The sequence below is a fragment of the [Clostridium] scindens ATCC 35704 genome, from assembly GCF_004295125.1.
Classification (GTDB): domain Bacteria; phylum Bacillota; class Clostridia; order Lachnospirales; family Lachnospiraceae; genus Clostridium_AP; species Clostridium_AP scindens.
In genome coordinates, this window is the sequence record NZ_CP036170.1 from 2,838,333 (window position 1) to 2,856,977 (window position 18,645).

The following is an 18,645-nucleotide window of genomic DNA, read 5'->3' on the forward strand; positions in this document are numbered from 1 at the left end:
GCATATGTCTGATGGCCTTTGTTCGCATTGGCTAGGAATCAGATTATGAATTCTGGCTTGCTTCCATATTCTTATTGGCAGTGGACAGCATCAGCTTGATCCTGTTCAGCTGATTTACTTCGCTTGCTCCTGGATCGAAGTCGATGGCCACCACGTTGGAGTTTGGATAACGCCTCCGGAGTTCTTTGATCACGCCCTTTCCTACCACATGGTTGGGCAGGCAGGCGAACGGCTGGGTACATACGATGTTTGCGGCTCCGCTGTGGATCAGTTCCAGCATCTCTCCGGTTAAGAACCAGCCCTCGCCGGTCTGGTTGCCAAGAGATACGATCTCGGAAGCCATCTTGCCAAGTTCTTCAATCTTTGCCGGCGGATAAAAATGCCGGCTCTTCTTAAACGCTTCTGTGGCAGGCTCCCGGAACCATTCCAGAGCCTTGATGCCAAGATTCCCCATGGTTGCCTTGGACTTCTTCATACCCAGGTGCGACACTTTAAAGTTCTGGTTATAGAAGCAGTAGAGCAGGAAGTCCAGAAGATCAGGCACCACGGCCTCAGCCCCCTCGCTCTCCAGCAGATCTACCAGATGATTGTTGGCGGCGGGAAGGAACTTCACCAGAATCTCGCCTACCACGCCTACCCGCGGCTTCTTCACATCCAGCAGTTCCAGATTATTGTCGAAGTCCTCGATAATCTCCCTGCATAATTGCTTGAACCGCCTCCTGGAAGGATAGCCCTGAGATAGGAACTCCTTGCAGACGCTCTTCCACTTTTCGTGCATAGCATTGGCAGAGCCAGGCACTGCCTCGTAAGGCCGCATCCGGTAGACGCATTTCATGAAGATGTCTCCGAAGATTGCCGCATAGATTCCACGCAGGGCCAGGGAAGGCGTAATCTTGAATCCAGGGTTGCCTTCCAGGCCGCTTAGGTTGATGGAGATCACCGGAATGTGCCCGAATCCGGCTTTCTTAAGCGCCCGGCGGATAAAGCCGATATAGTTGGAAGCACGGCATCCGCCTCCCGTCTGGCTGATAATGACGGCAAGCTTATCGGTGTCATATTTGCCGGACAGGATGGCCTCCATGATCTGGCCGACTACCATCAGAGATGGATAGCAGGCATCATTATTCACATATTTAAGCCCCATATCTACCGCCTGCTTATTGTCGTTGGGCAGCACCTCCACATGATAGCCGGACGCCTGGAAGGCGACTTCCAGCAGATCGAAGTGAATGGGCGACATCTGCGGGCAGAGAATGGTGTAGTCTTTTCGCATCTCCTTGGTAAACGGAACCTTGGTGATGGCGGCAGGCTGTATCTTACGCTTATCGTTTCTCTGTTCTCTTACCCGGATGGCGGCGAGAAGAGAACGGACACGGATTCTGGCAGCGCCCAGGTTATTTACCTCGTCAATTTTCAGCGATGTGTAGATCTTATCCGAGTCGTTCAGGATGGAGGCTACCTGGTCAGTGGTTACTGCATCCAGGCCGCATCCGAAGGAATTCAGCTGGATCAGATCCAGATTATCGGTGGTCTTCACATAGTTCGCCGCAGCGTAAAGACGGGAATGGTACATCCACTGATCCATGACGTTAAGCGGCCGCTCTACCGGATTCAAGTGGGAGACGGAATCTTCTGTAAGCACTGCGATGTCATAAGAGTTGATTAGTTCCGGAATCCCGTGATTTACTTCCGGGTCAATATGGTAAGGGCGTCCGGCCAGGACGATGCCCCGGTTGCCGGTCTCATTCAGATACCGGATGGTTTCCTCGCCCTTGCTGCGCATATCCTGGCGGCAGGCTGCCAGTTCTTCCCAAGCCGCATGCACGGCAGACTTGATCTCTCCTTCGGGAATAGAGAACTTGGAAGATAATTCTTCCACCAGCCGGTAGGAGATGGTCTCTTCGCTTTGGAGAGAGAGGAACGGATGGATGAAATCCACGTCCCCATTTACAATGGCGTCAATATTATTCTTGATATTCTCCGGGTAGGAGGTAACGATCGGGCAGTTGTAATGGTTGTTGGCATCCTCGAACTCGTTGCGCTCATAAGGAACGCTGGGGTAGAAGATGTGCCGGATGCCCTGATCGATCAGCCACTGCACATGGCCGTGAGCCAGTTTGGCAGGGTAGCACTCGGACTCGCTGGGGATGGATTCGATTCCCAACTCATATACCTTCTTGGTAGAAGAAGGAGAAAGAATCACGCGAAAGCCCAGGCTCGTAAAGAAGGTAAACCAGAACGGGTAGTTCTCATACATATTCAGGACCCGTGGGATTCCAATCTCGCCGAGTTTTGCTTCCTCTTTGCCGAGAGGCTGGTAATCAAAGTAACGTTTCAGCTTATATTCAAACAGGTTGGGAAGCCTGTTCTGTGCCTTCTCCTTGCCAAGTCCCCGCTCGCAGCGATTGCCGGTGATGAACTTGCGACCGCCGCTGAAATGGTTGATAGTCAGACGGCAGTTGTTGGTGCAGCCCCTGCACTTGGTCATGGTGGTGGAGTACTCTAGCGCCTCAATGTCCTCGATGGACAGCATGGTCGTGCCTTCGCAGTCTATGTATCGTTCCCTGGCTATGAGGGCAGCACCGAAAGCGCCCATGATGCCTGCGATATCCGGACGGATGGCGTGGCAATTTGCAATCTTTTCAAAACTTCGCAGCACGGCATTGTTATAGAATGTGCCTCCCTGTACGACGATATGATTTCCAAGTTCGCTGGCGTCGGATACTTTGATTACCTTGAACAGCGCGTTCTTGATGACCGAGTACGCAAGCCCGGCGGAAATATCGGATACTTCCGCTCCTTCTTTCTGGGCCTGCTTTACCTTGGAATTCATGAAAACAGTACAGCGGGTGCCTAGGTCGATCGGATTCTTGGCAAATAACGCCTCGTGGGCAAAGTCCCCCACCGTATAGTTGAGGGATTTGGCAAAGGTCTCTATAAATGAGCCGCAGCCCGATGAGCATGCCTCGTTTAACAGGACATTGTCTACGGTTTGGTTCTTAATCTTGATACATTTCATATCCTGACCGCCAATGTCCAGGATGCAGTCCACATCCGGCTCGAAAAAGGAGGCGGCATAGTAATGGGATACCGTCTCTACCTCCCCTTCATCCAGCAGGAGGGCGGCCTTGATCAGAGCCTCGCCGTATCCGGTAGAGCAGGAGTGGACGATCTCGACGCCCTCGGGCAGTTTGCTGTAAATGTCTTTGATCGCGTGGATGGTCGTGCCCAGCGGGTCTCCCTCGTTATTGTGGTAGAAGGAATACAGAAGGGTGCCGTCCTCGCCTACCAGGGCTGCCTTGGTGGTGGTGGAGCCGGCATCAATCCCAAGGAAGGCCTTGCCTGTATAGGTGTCCAGATCCTTAACCGGAACCTGATGCTTCGCGTGGCGCTCGGCAAATTCCTTATAATCCGCCTCGCTGGAGAATAAAGGCTCCATGCGGTCTACCTCGAACTCCATCTTGATCTTGCCTTCCAGACGGTTCTGCATCTCCTGGAGAGAGACGTCCAGATCTTTTTTCGAGTTCATGGCAGATCCGATCGCCGCAAACAGATGCGAGTTGACAGGCACGATGGCGTGCTCGTCATCCAGCTTGAGGGTACGTACGAAAGACTCCTTAAGTTCAGACAGGAAATGAAGCGGTCCTCCAAGAAACGCTACGTGTCCCCGGATTGGCTTGCCACAGGCAAGTCCGCTGATCGTCTGATTAACGACGGCCTGGAAGATGGAAGCGGCCAGATCCTCCTTGGAAGCCCCTTCATTGATCAGAGGCTGTATGTCTGATTTGGCAAATACTCCGCATCTTGCGGCAATCGAGTACAATGCCTTGTAGTTCTTGGCATATTCGTTGAGGCCGGAGGCGTCCGTCTGAAGAAGGGAGGCCATTTGGTCGATAAATGAGCCCGTACCGCCGGCACATACGCCGTTCATACGCTGTTCCACATTGCCGCCTTCAAAATAAATGATCTTGGCATCCTCGCCGCCCAGCTCGATGGCCACGTCGGTCTGAGGCGCGTAGTGCTGCAGGGCCGTAGATACCGCGATCACTTCCTGTACGAAGGGAACGCCAAGATGCTTGGCCAGCGTAAGACCGCCGGACCCGGTAATCACAGGAGAAGCATGGACTGCGCCCAGCTTGAAGATGGCTCTTCCAAGCAGGTCGGAAAGAGTCTCCTGAATATTCGCAAAATGCCTCTCATAATCGGAAAAAGCGATATCGTTATTCTCATCCACCAAGGCGATTTTTACCGTAGTGGAGCCGATATCAATCCCTAATGTATATAATTCTTTCTGGCTCATAATATGTAACTCCTTATTACAAATGTATATCCATCCATTGTCCGTTCATGCCCGCATTTTTAAAACTGGGGCTTCGGGAAGAGGAAGGGTATCTTCTTATTAATATGTGTTTCCTTGGTTTACAACTTGTAACATTATACGACAAAATATTTGAAATGACAATTCGCAAATGTGATAGAAATATAAAAAACCTGTTAAACTTCCATGGTAGAATTGACAAACAAACCTCAAAACGGTAGAATGACTACAGTGTGAAACGAAGAAAGCAGGGAGTAGATTTTATGAATAATTGGCTGAATAAACTGGAAAAAAAGATTGGAAGATTCGCGATTCCGAATCTCATCAACTATATTGTCATACTGTATGCTTTGGGATATGTAATTGTCATGCTGAACCCAATGATATATTTTCAATACCTTTGCCTTGATCCTGTTGCGATCATGCATGGGCAGATATGGAGGATTATAACATTTTTAGCGTTTCCTCCGTCTACCAATATATTTCTGTGCGCGTTGCTGCTGTATGTAGATTATCTGATCGGCCGACAGCTGGAGGCAGTGCTTGGAACGTTCCGATTCAATGTATTCGTGATCCAGGGCATCCTGCTTCACGCGATTGCGGCAGTCGTAGTATATGTATTGACCGGTATGCCGGTGGTTATGGATTCACAGTATATTATTATGTCCATGTTCTTTTTATTCGCGGCATTATTTCCGGAAGCACAGTTTATGCTGTATTTTGCCATCCCGATCAAAGGGAAATGGATTGCCTGGATTGACGCCATCTACTTTGGCTATGCGATTGTCAGCTACTTCCTGCCGTTCGGAAACGGAGGGAGCGCGAACGCGGCACTGGCGGCCGCAGTATCCGTGATAAATGTCCTGATCTTCTTTATGAGCGCAAGGAATACGAATCCTTATTCGCCTAAAGAGATGAAGAGGAAAAGGGAATACAAGAAGAAGATGGAGCGGGCGCAGCGTTCCACACACGTATATGAGAATGGGGCAAAACACAAATGCGCTGTCTGTGGAAGGACAGAACTGGATGATCCGAGCCTGGAGTTCCGCTACTGCTCGAAATGTAACGGCAACTATGAGTATTGCCAGGATCATCTGTTCACACATACACATGTAAAATAGAAACGAGAGAGGGAAGCAAAAGAATATGAAGAAAACGAAGATTATATGTACCATGGGACCAAATACCAACGATGCAGGACTGATGCGGGCGCTGGTCCAGAATGGAATGGATATCGCAAGATTTAATTTTTCTCACGGAGATCACGAGGAGCAGAAAGACCGAATGGATATGCTAAAGAAGATCCGGGAAGAAGAAAACAAGCCGGTGGCGATCCTTCTGGATACCAAGGGGCCGGAGATCCGTACAGGGATATTAAAAGATGGGAAGAAGATCAACTTGCAGGCCGGTAACCTCTTTACATTATCGACAGAGGATATTGTTGGCGACGAGAGCAAAGTGTCTATTACTTACGCGGGTCTGGTTGAGGACGTGCAGGTTGGAAGCACGATTCTTGTGGACGATGGTCTGATTGGCCTGAAAGTAAAGGAAAAGAAAGCCAAGGAGATCGTCTGTACCGTAATCAATGGAGGAGAACTCGGAGAGCGCAAAGGCGTCAATGTGCCCAATGTACCGGTGCGCCTGCCTGCCATTACCGATAAGGACAGAGAGGATATCCGCTTCGGCGTAGAGCAGGAGATTGACTTTATCGCGGCTTCCTTTGTCCGCAATGCAGAGTGCATCCTGGAGATCAAGGCATTCCTTCGGGAGTGCGGCGCGCCATATATTCCAATTATCGCTAAGATCGAGAATGCGGAAGGGATTAAGAACATCGATGAGATCATCCGCTGCGCGGACGGAATCATGGTGGCCCGCGGGGACCTGGGCGTAGAGATCCCGGCGGAGGAAGTGCCCTATCTGCAGAAGATGATGATCCAGAAATGTAATGACAATTATAAGCCGGTCATCACGGCAACCCAGATGCTGGATTCCATGATCCGCAATCCACGTCCTACCAGGGCGGAAGTTACCGACGTTGCCAACGCCGTATACGACGGTACGGACGCGGTGATGCTGTCCGGCGAGACAGCCCAGGGCAAATATCCGGTGGAAGCGCTTCAGATGATGGTGCATATCGTAGAGAATACCGAGGAGCATCTGGACTATGAAACACTTCTCAAAAAAGCGGAAGAACACCGGATGAAGAGCACGTCAAGCGCTTTGGGACATGCAACGGTTACCACGGCCAATAACCTTGGCGCAAAATGCATTATTACGCCATCCGTATCCGGCGCGACGGCAAGAGTGGTATCAAAGTTCAAGCCGAGGACCGAGATCATCGGCGTGACGCCAAATGAGGCGACTTTAAGAAGAATGCAGATCTATTGGGGCGTAAGACCATTAAAATCCATAGAATTCAGCACAACGGAGGATATCTGCAATGGAGCCATCGAACTGATATGTGCCAAGCAGATCGCGGAGTCCGGGGATATTATCGTGCTGACGGCAGGAATCCCTTCCCCGAACGTACAGGCTCAAAAGACCAGCGTCAGCAATATTATGCGGATTGCGGTAGTGGATTAAGGAGAATTGTGAAGTTGTGGCGCCGCCGGCGAGGGCAGGAGGATGATTCCTGCGACGCTTTGGCGCCTGCGTTTGGGTACGCCGTTCGAAGTTTGGGGTGGAAGTCATGGAAAATAAAAGAAAAGAGGCCAGTACAAAGGAAGAATGAGATGATGTTACAGTCTCCCCTGGGTACTGGTTTTTTATTATTTTATGATTCGAGTCAATAACCGGGGCAGAATTGCCAACGAATTGCCGGGAGCGTGTCAGGAGGGGGAGGGATTCTGGAGGTAAGCGGATGGGGCGGAGAATCCATGCCTGAGATGTTAGGCCGTAGGAGAGGAGCCGCGATCGGCGACTCTCCTGCAGCCTTACAGATCAGTGCATTAGTCGCAGCCCCAGTAGCGTCGCAAGAATCCCTCCCCCTCCCGACACGCATACGACAACCAAAAAAATTCAAAACATATTGACAGCCGTCTTTCTATATATTATAGTGTTCCCATAGAGAACTACTATAAGAAAAAGGCGAGGTGATCAGGTGGAAAAAACATCATTTGTAGAATATTTGATGGAATTTGGACTTACCCGGCAGGAAGCCAGCATATATCAGTGTCTGCTTGTCGAAGGCAAGGTTACAGGGTATGAGGTGGCCAAACTGACGGGCATATCAAGGTCCAATGCATATAATTCATTGGCGAATATGACGGAGAAGGGCGCGTCCTATCTGGTAGAAGAGGGAACCACGCGCAAATATGTGCCGGTGCCCTTAGAGGAATTCTGCAAGAACCGGATACGGAGGCTGGAGGAGTCTAAAAAATGGCTGGTATCCCATGAGCCTACAGAGAAGACTCATCTGGAAGGATACATAACGATAGAGGGCGCAAATCATATTCTGGACAAGATGCGCAACCTGCTGTCCCAGGTAGAGAAGAGAGTCTATATTACCTGCACACGGAACTATCTGCTTCTGCTTGTGCGGGAACTGGAAGAACTGATGGAGAGCAAGAAGAAAGTGGTGATCATTACGGATCAGCCTGCGACTTTTGAGAATGCCAAGGTTTATGTAGGGGAAAACAGGGGCATGCAGATCGGCATCATTGCGGATTCTAAGTATGTCCTTACCGGCGAGTATGGGGAAGGGAGCATGAACACCTGCCTGTATTCCGGCCAGAAGAACTTTGTTGAATTATACAAGACCGCGCTATCGAATGAGATAAAATTACTGTCAATACGAGAGGAGAATAAGAACGTATGAAGAAAGAGCCATTTGTAACCAAAGAACAGCTGGAAGAGATTGTAAAAGAGTATCCGACGCCATTCCATCTCTACGATGAGAAAGGGCTTCGAAGAAATATGAAGGCGCTGAAGGAAGCGTTTGCATGGAACAAGGGATATAAGGAATATTTTGCCGTAAAGGCGACCCCTAATCCGTTTCTGATCAATATTCTGAAGGAATATGGCTGTGGCTGCGACTGTTCCTCCTATACGGAACTGATGCTCTCAGAGGCTATTGGAGTGACGGGCGAGGACATCATGTTTTCCTCTAATGATACGCCTGCGGAAGAGTTTGCCTATGCAGAGAAGCTGGGGGCGATCATCAACCTGGATGACATCACCCATATTGATTTTCTGGAACAGACCATCGGCCATATTCCAGAAACCATCAGCTGCCGTTATAATCCCGGCGGCCTGTTCAAGATCAGCAATGACATCATGGATAATCCGGGAGACTCCAAGTATGGCATGACCACGGAGCAGTTATTTGAGTCTTTCAAAATATTGAAGGAGAAGGGCGCAAAGGAATTCGGAATCCACGCCTTCCTTGCCAGCAACACGGTTACCAATGATTATTATCCGATGCTCGCGAAGATTCTGTTTGAACTGGCAGTCAAGCTTCAGATGGAGACTGGCGTACATATCAAGTTTATCAACCTCTCCGGCGGGATCGGGATTCCCTATACGCCAGACCAGGAGCCCAACGATATCCGCATGATCGGTGACGGCGTGCGCAGGGTATATGAGGAAGTTCTTACGCCGGCTGGCATGGGAGACGTGGCAATCTATACGGAACTGGGGCGTTTCATGATGGGGCCTTATGGATGCCTTGTAACCAAAGCCATCCATGAGAAGCATACCCACAAGGAATACGTAGGCGTGGATGCATGCGCGGTGAATCTGATGCGTCCGGCTATGTATGGAGCTTATCACCATATCACCGTAATGGGCAAGGAAGATATTCCCTGCGACCATAAGTATGATATTGCGGGCTCGCTGTGCGAGAACAATGACAAATTCGCAATAGACCGAATGCTTCCGAAGATTGACAAGGGGGACCTGCTGGTTATTCATGATACAGGCGCTCATGGATTCTCCATGGGGTATAATTATAACGGCAAACTAAAATCAGCGGAACTTCTGCTTAAGGAGGATGGCACCGTGCAGCTGATCCGAAGGGCGGAAACGCCGGCAGATTATTTTGCGACGTTTGACTGCTTTGATATTGGAAAGAAATTGCTGGAAGAATAATTCCAGAATATAAAAGTAAAGGAGGAAAAAGAGATGAGGAAGAAGGGATTGCTTGCGGCTCTGGTCATCCTTGTGATGATGGTGCTGAGCGGGTGCGGAATGAGCGCGGAGGACGCTCAGTCCTATGCCAAGTCTGTCTTGGACGCCAACTATAAGGGGGAGTTCAAAGACTATGTAGAATGGACCAAGTCCTCTGAGAAAGAGGCAAAAGAACTGTATGAGGAGAACATCGACACGACCATGAAGGAGTCCGGACTCAATGACCTGGGCCTTTCTGAAGAACTGTCAGCCAATTACAGGCAGATGTTCGTCGATATGGTAAAACAGGCAAAATATGAGGTGGGAGAGGCAAAAGAGGCCGATGACGATGCCTATTCCATCGAAATAACGGTAGAGCCTTTCACCGGATTTGACGGCATACAGGATGAAGTGACCACAAAGGTTACGGAAGAAGTCAGGAATATGGAAGAGATACCTGGAGAAGAGCAGATTAATGAACTCTTCTATCAAAGGATGTACGACATTATGGCAGAGAGGGTGAAGAATCCGACTTTCGGAGAGAAGGAGAGCGTAACCGTTCACGTAAAGCCTGACTCTGACGGAGTATACTACATTCCGCAGGATGAACTGACCAAGCTGGATAATACCTTGTTCCCTGCTGACAATTTGTAATTGCTTGATAAATGCCTGCCTTTTGCTTGTGCGCCATGGGTGATGCTAAACGAACTCGAATAGAAAAACCGCAATTTCACATATTGGAATTGCGGTTTTTAAATACTCCCCTGTCTATTAGCATAACTCAAAAATCATGGACTATAAGATTCAAAAACAAAAAAGCGCTAAATCTCTTCTTAATAAAAGAGACCTAACGCTTCGTCAAAATGCGGATGGTGGGACTTGAACCCACACGAGGTCACCCCCGCAAGATTTTGAGTCTTGTGCGTCTGCCATTCCGCCACATCCGCCTGTACTACCGTTATCTCCGGCAGCAACATGATAAATTATAACCTCAAATGGAAGGGTTGTCAATCCTTTTGTCTGGAAATTTTATTCAAAATTTCAGTTGTTTATGGTATAATATAACGGATTTGCATCAAGTGCAGAAGAAAGAGATACGCGGAGAGCGTGCTGCTCCGGGATGGGAGGAAGAGATGTATTACAAGCAATATGGAAATACGGGATTAAAAGTGTCGGCGATCGGTCTTGGGACCATGCGGTATGACGAGGAGGATATCAAAGCGGGGAGGCTTGAAAAGTGCGCCGAGATTCCTCTTTATGCCTTTGAAAAAGGGATCAACTATTGGGATACGGCTCCGAACTATTGCCATGATAAGAGCGAGATTGTCACCGGGATTGCGCTATCCCAGGTAAAAAGAAGCGATGTATATGTAACATCCAAGACAAATCTGGGCACACTGGATGTAGGAGACCATCCGACAAAGGAGGATTTCCGCAGGAGGCTGGAACTTTCCCTTGAAAGGCTTAAGACTGACTATATTGACTTTTATCATATGTGGTGCATGCTCAGCCTGGAATCCTGGGAAAAACACATGGATGCCTTATACGGCTTTTTCGAAGAAGCCAAGAAGGACGGACTGATAAGAAATATCGTATTTTCTTCCCATATGCAGGGAAATGAGATAGAGAAAGTGGTAGATTCCGGTAAGTTTAAGGGAATGCTGATAGGGTACAATGCGCTGAATTATCGTTTCCGCCAGAGCGGGATCGAGGCGGCTTACAATAAAGGCATGGGAGTGGTCGTCATGAATCCGCTGGGCGGCGGAATGATTCCCGCCAATCCGGATGCCTTCCGGTATCTGACGGAAGGGACAGACCTGACGGTTCCCCAGGCAGCGCTTCGTTTTGTGGCGTCCCATAAAGAGATCACGGTGACTCTGGCAGGGTGCACCACGAAGAAACATATTGACGATGCAGTAAAAGCGGTAGAACATCTGGAAGAGAAGCCGGCAAAAGAGATCGCGAAGGAATACGAAGGCAAGGGAGTGGCGCTTAATGACCTGTGCACAGGCTGCGCCTACTGCAAGGGCTGCCCGAAGGAGATCCCCATTCCCCAATACATGGATGCCTATAACCAGAAGATACTGACAGGGAATGACAAGGCAATCCTGGCGAGGCTTGACAATCATTGGGACATTCCTAAGGAAAAGGCGGCAGAATGCATTGCCTGCGGAAAGTGCGAAGGACAGTGCACCCAGCATCTGCCAATCATCGAACGGCTGAAAGAGATTGCCGGCATGTAGAAATAAACTCCTTTTAAAAACGAAGGATATGGTGTATAGTAATATGGTAATTTTAAAATAGGTGGAGAATCTGATATGAATAGTAAGATTGTTTTGATAGATGGACATAGCATCCTGAACCGCGCGTTCTATGGACTCCCGGATCTGACCAATGCAGACGGGCTTCATACGAATGCCATTTACGGCTTTCTGACGATTATGTTCAAGATATTAGAAGAAGAAAAGCCGGACTATTTGACGGTTGCCTTTGATGTACATGCGCCTACGTTCCGCCATGAGATGTATGAGGAATACAAAGGGACGAGAAAGCCTATGGCCGATGAATTACGCCAGCAGGTGCCGGTGATCAAGGAAGTGTTAAAGGCGATGGGCATCCGGATTATCGAGCAGGCGGGGCTGGAGGCGGATGACCTGATCGGAACCTTGTCCAAGCGATGCGCGCAGAAGGGAATGGAAGTGTCTGTCATCTCCGGAGACCGGGATCTGCTGCAGCTGGCGACAGAGCAGGTGAAAATCCGCATTCCCAAGACGAAGCAGGGCCGGACGGAAGTGGAGGACTATTATGCCCAGGATGTCAAGGAACGCTATCAGGTAACTCCCACAGAGTTTATCGACCTTAAGGCGCTTATGGGCGATGCGTCCGACAATATACCAGGAGTGCCAAGCATTGGAGAGAAGACGGCGACAAAGATTATCACGGAGTATCATTCGATCGAAGAAGCTTATGCCCATGTGGATGAGGTAAAGCCGCCCAGGGCGTCGAAGGCATTAAAGGAACATTGGGATATGGCGGTCATGAGCAAGAGACTGGCTACGATCAATGTGGACGCGGATTTTCCATATGAACTGGAAGAGGCAAAACTTGGGAATATCTACACGGAAGAGGCCTATGCATACTTCCAGAAACTGCAGTTTAAGAATCTGCTGCAGCGTTTTGATGTGACCGCGCCATCCAACCAGGTAGAGGATGCGTTTCAGGAAGTTAAGGATAGAAAAGAGGCAGAAGCCATATTTGCGGCAGCAAAAGGAGCCGATGAGATAGGCGCGTGCATATTCAAGGATACCCAGAATGTGCTTCCGCTTTTCGCAGGGCAGGCCGGGATTGACGGCATTGGACTTTGTTTTTCTAAAAAGGATGTCTACTGCATTCGCGCGGGCCAGGGGATCGAACTATCCTGGCTTCTGGAACAGCTGGAGGGTGTAGCAAAAGATGCAGGGCGCTTTGCCATGTTTGACATCAAGGAGGCTCTGGAGCATATCCGCATTGCCCGCCAGGATAACTGTTTTGATGTGACGGTGGCGGCGTACCTTCTGAATCCCCTGAAAAGTAATTATACCTATGAGGATGTTGCAAGGGAACAACTGAACCTGATTATAGAAGATAAACTGGATGCCTGGATGAAGGCATGCTATGAAGCCTATACGGCGTATGCCGCATCCGGGATTCTGTGGAAGCGGCTGAAGGAATGTCTGATGGACAGACTGTTTATGGATGTCGAGATGCCGCTGGTATTTACCCTTTATGACATGGAAGTAAACGGCGTAAGGGTGGAAGCTGAGGCGCTTAAGTATTACGGCGACCAACTGGGCGCCAAGATCGTGGAACTGGAAAAGGATATTTATGAGGAAGCGGGAGAAAACTTCAACATCAATTCTCCGAAACAGTTGGGCGTGGTTCTTTTTGAAAACATGAAGATTCCGGGGGGCAAGAAGACGAAGACAGGCTACTCTACGGCGGCGGACGTACTGGAGAAACTAGCGCCGGATTACCCGATCATCGCAAAGATCCTGGAGTACAGGCAGTATACAAAGTTAAAGTCCACCTATGCTGACGGGCTTGCCAATTACATCCGGGAAGACGGACGGATCCACAGCAAGTTCAACCAGACGATCACGGCCACCGGAAGACTGAGCAGTACGGAGCCGAACTTGCAGAATATCCCGATCCGTGTGGAACTGGGAAGACTGATTCGCAAGGTATTCATCCCGGAAGACGGATTCGTCTTCGTAGACGCGGATTATTCCCAGATTGAGCTGCGCGTGCTGGCCCATTGTTCCGGGGACAGCCATCTGATCGAAGCCTACAAGGAAAAGAAGGACATCCACAGGATTACGGCATCCCAAGTGTTCCACATTCCGTTTGACGAGGTTACGGACCAGCAGCGGCGCAATGCCAAGGCGGTCAATTTTGGAATCGTATATGGCATCAGTTCGTTCGGGTTGAGCCAGGATTTGAGCATCACCAGGAAAGAGGCATCCAAGTATATTGAAGACTATTTCACCGCTTATCCGGGCATCAAGATATTCCTGGATGATACGGTGAAGCATGCAAAAGAGATGGGGTATGTGGTAACCCTGTTCGGGCGCAGGCGCCCGGTTCCGGAACTGTCTTCCAGCAATTACATGCAGCGCTCTTTCGGCGAGAGGGTTGCCATGAATGCGCCCATCCAGGGAACGGCGGCGGACATCATCAAGATTGCGATGACAGGAGTGGGCAGGCGGCTTAAGGAGCAGAAGATGAAGTCAAGGCTGGTGCTGCAAGTTCATGATGAACTTCTGGTGGAGGCGTACAAGCCGGAACTTGACCAGGTAAAGAAGATACTGAAAGAAGAGATGGAGCAGGCAGCATCTTTGGATGTGCCGCTGGAGATAGACATGCATACAGGAGAAAACTGGTACGAAGCAAAGTAGAGGTGCAGACTTATGAAGATTATTGGAATTACTGGCGGAGTAGGGGCAGGAAAGACGCAGATACTGGAGTACCTAAATAACAAATACGGAGCCACCATCTGTCAGGCGGATCAAGTGGGGAAGAAACTCCAGAAAAAGGGGACCCCATGCTTTGAGGCCATTGTGGAGCATTTCGGGACGGATATCCTGGATGAGAAGGGCGAGCTTGACAGAGAAAGGCTGGCAGAAATCGTATTTTCGAAGAAAGAAGAATTATCCATGCTTAATGGCATCATCCATCCTGCGGTGAAGGAAGAGATCCGCAGGAAGATAGCCAAAGAGGAGCGGAAGAATACGAATCTGTTCATCGTGGAGGCAGCGCTTTTGATTGAAGATAATTATGAAGAGATCTGCGATGAACTGTGGTATGTCTATGTGGAAGACGAGATCCGCAAAAAGCGGCTGATCTACGCAAGAGGCTATGATGCCCGGAAAGTGGACGATATCATTGCCGCCCAGCTGCCGAAGGATGTATTCCTGAAGCATTGCGACAGAGTCATCGACAACAACGGCGTCTTTGAGGAGACGAAGATGCAGCTGGATCAGATATTAGCAGATTTATAAGAAAGGCAGAATAGACAGATTATGAGATTATGCAGTATTGCCAGTGGAAGCAGCGGAAACTGCATCTACGTAGGAGATGACGATACTCATCTGCTGGTGGATACAGGAATCAGCAAGAAGAGAATTGAACAGGGATTACATACATTAGGAATCAAGGGAGAAGAACTGAACGGTATTCTGATCACCCATGAGCATGTGGATCATATCCAGGGGCTGGGGGTATTCAGCAGGAAGTATGGGATACCCATCTATGCCACCCGGGGGACGATTGAAGGAATCCGATGCTGCACAAGCCTGGGGAAGATGCCGGAAGGACTGCTGCATGATGTCCCGGTGGATGAGACATTTTCGCTTGGAGGCATGAGCATACGGCCTTTCGCGATCTCCCATGACGCCAAGGAGCCTTCCGGATACCGGATCGAGAATGAGACGAAATCCGTGGCGGTAGCGACAGATCTGGGGAAATACGACGAATACACGGTAGCGCATCTGAAGGATCTGAATGCGGTAGTCCTGGAGGCAAACCACGATATCCACATGCTTGAAGTGGGTCCCTATCCCTATCCTCTTAAAAGGAGAGTGGCAGGAGATAAAGGACATTTGTCAAATGAATTGTCAGGCAGGCTTCTTTGTGATATACTGCATGACAACCTTCAATATGTGGTGCTGGGCCATCTGAGTAAGGAGAACAATTACGAAGAGCTGGCCTACGAGACTGTCAAGCTGGAGGTCAGCATCGGCGACAACCCATATAAAGGAGAAGATATCCCTATGATGGTAGCAAAGAGGGATATAGTATCAGATATTATATCATTATAGCGACATGGCACAGTAGGAGGATAAGTCAATGAAGTAAAGAAGACGGCGTCATGGCTTCTTCCTATGTGGGCGGCTTAAGCGGCGCATTCATTCCGGTCAGTGAAGACAAGGGAATGATCGATGCGGTGAAGATGGGAGCCCTTACCATGGAAAAACTGGAGGCGATGACCTGCGTCTGTTCCGTAGGACTTGACATGATCGCCATACCTGGAAAGACAAAAGCAACTACAATATCCGGAATTATTGCCGATGAGATGGCAATCGGCATGGTGAATCAGAAGACGACGGCAGTCCGCCTGATTCCGGTTATTGGCAAAGACGTAGGAGAGACGGCTGAATTTGGCGGCCTCCTGGGCTATGCCCCAATCATGCCGGTGAATGAGTATGATTGCAGCGCCTTTGTAAACAGGCAGGGAAGAATCCCTGCGCCGATTCACAGTTTTAAGAATTAGAGAGGATGTTTGGATGGGAACAATAGCAGTTGTCACGGACAGCAATAGCGGTATTACCCAGAATGAAGCGAAGGAGTTGGGAATCCAGGTGATTCCGATGCCGTTTTATATCAATGGGGAACTCTATTATGAGGATATCACTTTGAGCCAGGAAGAGTTCTATGAGAGGCTGGCGGAAGATGCGGATATATCTACTTCGCAGCCGGCGCCAGCAGATGTCATGGAATTATGGGAGGAATTACTGGAGAGTTATGATGAAGTGATCCATATCCCGATGTCCAGCGGCCTGAGCAGTTCCTGCGAGACAGCAATGGCTCTTGCCCAGGAGTTTGACGGAAAGGTTCATGTAATCGACAACCAGAGGATATCGGTAACTCAGAGGCAGTCTGTTCTGGACGCGATTGAAATGGCTTCAAGGGGGCTGAGTGCCGCGCAGATTGAGGAGACCCTGATGCGCGAACGGCTGGAAGCCAGCATCTATATTACCGTGGATACGTTGAAATACCTGAAGAAAGGCGGCAGAGTAACGCCTGCCGCGGCAGCGCTTGGAACGGTGCTTAATATTAAGCCGGTGCTCCAGATCCAGGGAGAAAAACTGGACTCCTTTGCCAAAGTACGGGGCTGGAAAGCGGCGAAAAAGACGATGCTGGAAGCAATGGAAAAGGATATGAACGGACGTTTTGCGGGGAAAAAGGTACATCTGGAAGCTGCCTATACTTGCTCGGATGAAGAGGCGCAGGCATGGAAGTCTGAGATTGAGAAGAAATTCCCGGGCTATGAGATACAGTTGGACAGGCTGTCCTTGAGCGTGGCCTGCCATATCGGCAGCGGGGCAATGGCAGTTGCCTGCAGTCGGGTAATTGAATAGAGAGGCATGAAAAAGGCAGGCGCCGGAAAAGAGTAATCTTTTTCTGGCAGCTGCCTTTCTTATCCAGGGAACGCGTCTAGATTCTCACAATCTGATGCTGATATTCATTGATGAAAGGCAGCTTGAACTTGTTCGTAATGATGCTTTCGTAGAGGTTGGAGGCGAAGATGTCCTTGCTTAGCATATTTAGCCCCACCGGGGTTAAGTCTTCCGTCTGGGTCAATTTGGTGATGATCGGCACGGAGGAACTGTTCTTCAGGCAGGAGAGGATCTGCCCGGCATCCTTGCGGAATCCCAGAATGCGGGCATACTGACAGTAGCCTTCCTCCTGATAGGAGAGCATGTCTTCATTGGTGATATCAAGCAGGATATGAAACAGGCTGCGGCTGATGCGGGTGTAGGTCATATCCCGGGTCTTGAGAAGATCGCAGAACTGGTCAAACGTGATGAAATCATTGGCATGGTTCATGATCCGGTTGGCCAGGTCCTCGGTCACATCCTTGTACTTGACCAGAGTATCGCTGGTCTCGGTCAGCAGTTTGTACTTAAGAAGAAGTGAAAAGTCATTGGAGTAGATTGGATACCTGGTACGGTGCATCTCTTCCAGAAGGCGGATACAGGACGGAGGCACCTGGCCTTCCAGCCGGGTCAGCACCTCGGACATGGCGGGCTCGTCAAACATGCCTTCTTCCTCCAGATGGATGGAACTGCTGGCGTAGGCCAGCAGTTTGCGGATGGCGGACGCGGAACTGTAGCTGCCAGTCAGTTCCTCATCGTGGTAGCCGGATACCATGCGTTTGATGGTATAAGTCTTTATGCTGCTTTTTTTCTTGTAGAGCGCCTTGATGTACTCAATGCCCAGAATGTTATTGGGCTGTTCCAGTATGACATCCAGGGAATCATCCTTTAAATAGGCCTTTAAGGCCATCTGCCTTGCCCGGGGAAAGGAGATGCCCTTTCTTAATGCCTCCTGAAGGGAGAACTTGTATTCCTCCGGCTCGTCGGCAGTCACGCGGGCAATCCGTTCCAGAACTTTGTAGTCTCCGCATTCGCTGCCAAAACAGATGGAGTCTATGCAGCCCAGCTGCTCAAACAGTGAGATGGCGCCTGCGGCAAAATATTCGGCGCTTCCAGCAGCGTAGCATACAGGAAGTTCCATGACGACAGGCACGCCGGCTTCGAGGGCGACCTCTGCCCTCAGATGCTTGGGCATGATGGCCGGAGCGCCCCGCTGCACGTAGTTGCCGCTCATAACGACGACTGCGGCATCCGCCCCGGATATCTCTTTTGCTTTTTGAATATGGTACAGGTGTCCGTTGTGAAATGGGTTGTATTCAGTGATCAATCCTACTATTTTCATGAGAATCTCCTTGTATATCCTTTTGAAATTGATTATACTATAGAAAGATTGGGGATGCAATGAATGACAGGAGAGGAGGGGATGCATAGATGAGCGAAGATTGGAAGGCCGCCCGTCAAAAGGTTGAAGATTTGGTCGAAGAATCAAAGAACATGCCGGATCTTGCAGAAACGGACTATCTGGAA

Annotated in this window: 12 protein-coding genes, 1 tRNA gene and 1 pseudogene; 11 read left to right on the plus strand and 3 right to left on the minus strand. The window is 49.6% G+C overall.

The features are described from left to right. Nucleotides 1-43: 43 nt before the first annotated feature. A complete protein-coding gene (locus HDCHBGLK_RS14585) occupies nucleotides 44-4,300 on the minus strand; it encodes a 2-hydroxyacyl-CoA dehydratase (RefSeq protein WP_004606203.1) in 4,257 nt (1,418 codons plus the stop codon). A gap of 281 nt (nucleotides 4,301-4,581) precedes the next feature. Between HDCHBGLK_RS14585 and HDCHBGLK_RS14590 the strand changes: the two genes are divergently transcribed. The 5 genes from HDCHBGLK_RS14590 to HDCHBGLK_RS14610 all read left to right on the plus strand — a co-directional run bounded on the left by HDCHBGLK_RS14590 (nucleotide 4,582) and on the right by HDCHBGLK_RS14610 (nucleotide 10,078). After that, nucleotides 4,582-5,439 carry a hypothetical protein gene (locus HDCHBGLK_RS14590; RefSeq protein ID WP_004606201.1) on the plus strand — a complete coding sequence of 286 codons (858 nt, stop codon included), beginning with the start codon at nucleotides 4,582-4,584 and terminating at the stop codon, nucleotides 5,437-5,439. A 25-nt stretch (nucleotides 5,440-5,464) separates the two neighbouring features. Further along, complete coding sequence (pyk, locus tag HDCHBGLK_RS14595) at nucleotides 5,465-6,901, plus strand: pyruvate kinase (RefSeq protein ID WP_004606200.1); 1,437 nt, start codon at nucleotides 5,465-5,467, stop codon at nucleotides 6,899-6,901. Between the two features lie 547 nt (nucleotides 6,902-7,448). Beyond that, nucleotides 7,449-8,135 (plus strand): TrmB family transcriptional regulator, encoded by a 687-nt coding sequence (locus HDCHBGLK_RS14600; protein WP_004606199.1) that lies wholly within the window; start codon nucleotides 7,449-7,451, stop codon nucleotides 8,133-8,135. After that, nucleotides 8,132-9,406, plus strand: a complete 1,275-nt coding sequence (locus tag HDCHBGLK_RS14605) for a diaminopimelate decarboxylase (RefSeq protein ID WP_004606198.1) — start codon at nucleotides 8,132-8,134, stop codon at nucleotides 9,404-9,406. Before HDCHBGLK_RS14600 ends, HDCHBGLK_RS14605 begins: the two co-directional genes overlap by 4 nt. 33 nt (nucleotides 9,407-9,439) lie before the next feature. After that, nucleotides 9,440-10,078 carry a hypothetical protein gene (locus HDCHBGLK_RS14610; protein WP_004606197.1) on the plus strand — a complete coding sequence of 213 codons (639 nt, stop codon included), beginning with the start codon at nucleotides 9,440-9,442 and terminating at the stop codon, nucleotides 10,076-10,078. A gap of 210 nt (nucleotides 10,079-10,288) precedes the next feature. Here HDCHBGLK_RS14610 and HDCHBGLK_RS14615 read toward each other — a convergent pair. Beyond that, nucleotides 10,289-10,371 (minus strand) — tRNA-Leu (locus tag HDCHBGLK_RS14615). Between the two features lie 186 nt (nucleotides 10,372-10,557). On the opposite strand from HDCHBGLK_RS14615, the gene HDCHBGLK_RS14620 reads away from it, so the two are divergent. The 6 genes and pseudogenes from HDCHBGLK_RS14620 to HDCHBGLK_RS14645 all read left to right on the plus strand — a co-directional run bounded on the left by HDCHBGLK_RS14620 (nucleotide 10,558) and on the right by HDCHBGLK_RS14645 (nucleotide 17,100). Further along, entirely contained in the window at nucleotides 10,558-11,667 is a 1,110-nt protein-coding gene (locus HDCHBGLK_RS14620; RefSeq protein WP_039909538.1) for an aldo/keto reductase, read from the plus strand. 75 nt (nucleotides 11,668-11,742) lie between these two features. Next, nucleotides 11,743-14,358 (plus strand): DNA polymerase I, encoded by a 2,616-nt coding sequence (gene polA, locus HDCHBGLK_RS14625; RefSeq protein ID WP_004606195.1) that lies wholly within the window; start codon nucleotides 11,743-11,745, stop codon nucleotides 14,356-14,358. Between the two features lie 12 nt (nucleotides 14,359-14,370). Further along, nucleotides 14,371-14,961 carry a dephospho-CoA kinase gene (gene coaE / locus HDCHBGLK_RS14630; protein WP_004606194.1) on the plus strand — a complete coding sequence of 197 codons (591 nt, stop codon included), beginning with the start codon at nucleotides 14,371-14,373 and terminating at the stop codon, nucleotides 14,959-14,961. A 21-nt stretch (nucleotides 14,962-14,982) separates the two neighbouring features. Continuing rightward, the gene (locus HDCHBGLK_RS14635; protein ID WP_004606193.1) at nucleotides 14,983-15,780 is read left to right on the plus strand and encodes an MBL fold metallo-hydrolase; all 798 of its coding nucleotides are present in this window, start codon (nucleotides 14,983-14,985) and stop codon (nucleotides 15,778-15,780) included. Nucleotides 15,781-15,815: 35 nt separating this feature from the next. Then, a pseudogene (locus HDCHBGLK_RS14640) lies at nucleotides 15,816-16,232 on the plus strand (DUF711 family protein); the annotation flags it as partial. Between the two features lie 13 nt (nucleotides 16,233-16,245). Then, nucleotides 16,246-17,100: a DegV family protein gene (locus HDCHBGLK_RS14645; RefSeq protein WP_004606191.1), complete on the plus strand. Its 855-nt coding sequence runs from the start codon at nucleotides 16,246-16,248 to the stop codon at nucleotides 17,098-17,100. Between the two features lie 76 nt (nucleotides 17,101-17,176). On the opposite strand, the gene HDCHBGLK_RS14650 is transcribed toward HDCHBGLK_RS14645, so the two are convergent. Next, nucleotides 17,177-18,460 (minus strand): nucleotidyltransferase, encoded by a 1,284-nt coding sequence (locus HDCHBGLK_RS14650; protein ID WP_004606190.1) that lies wholly within the window; start codon nucleotides 18,458-18,460, stop codon nucleotides 17,177-17,179. Nucleotides 18,461-18,645: the final 185 nt, after the last annotated feature.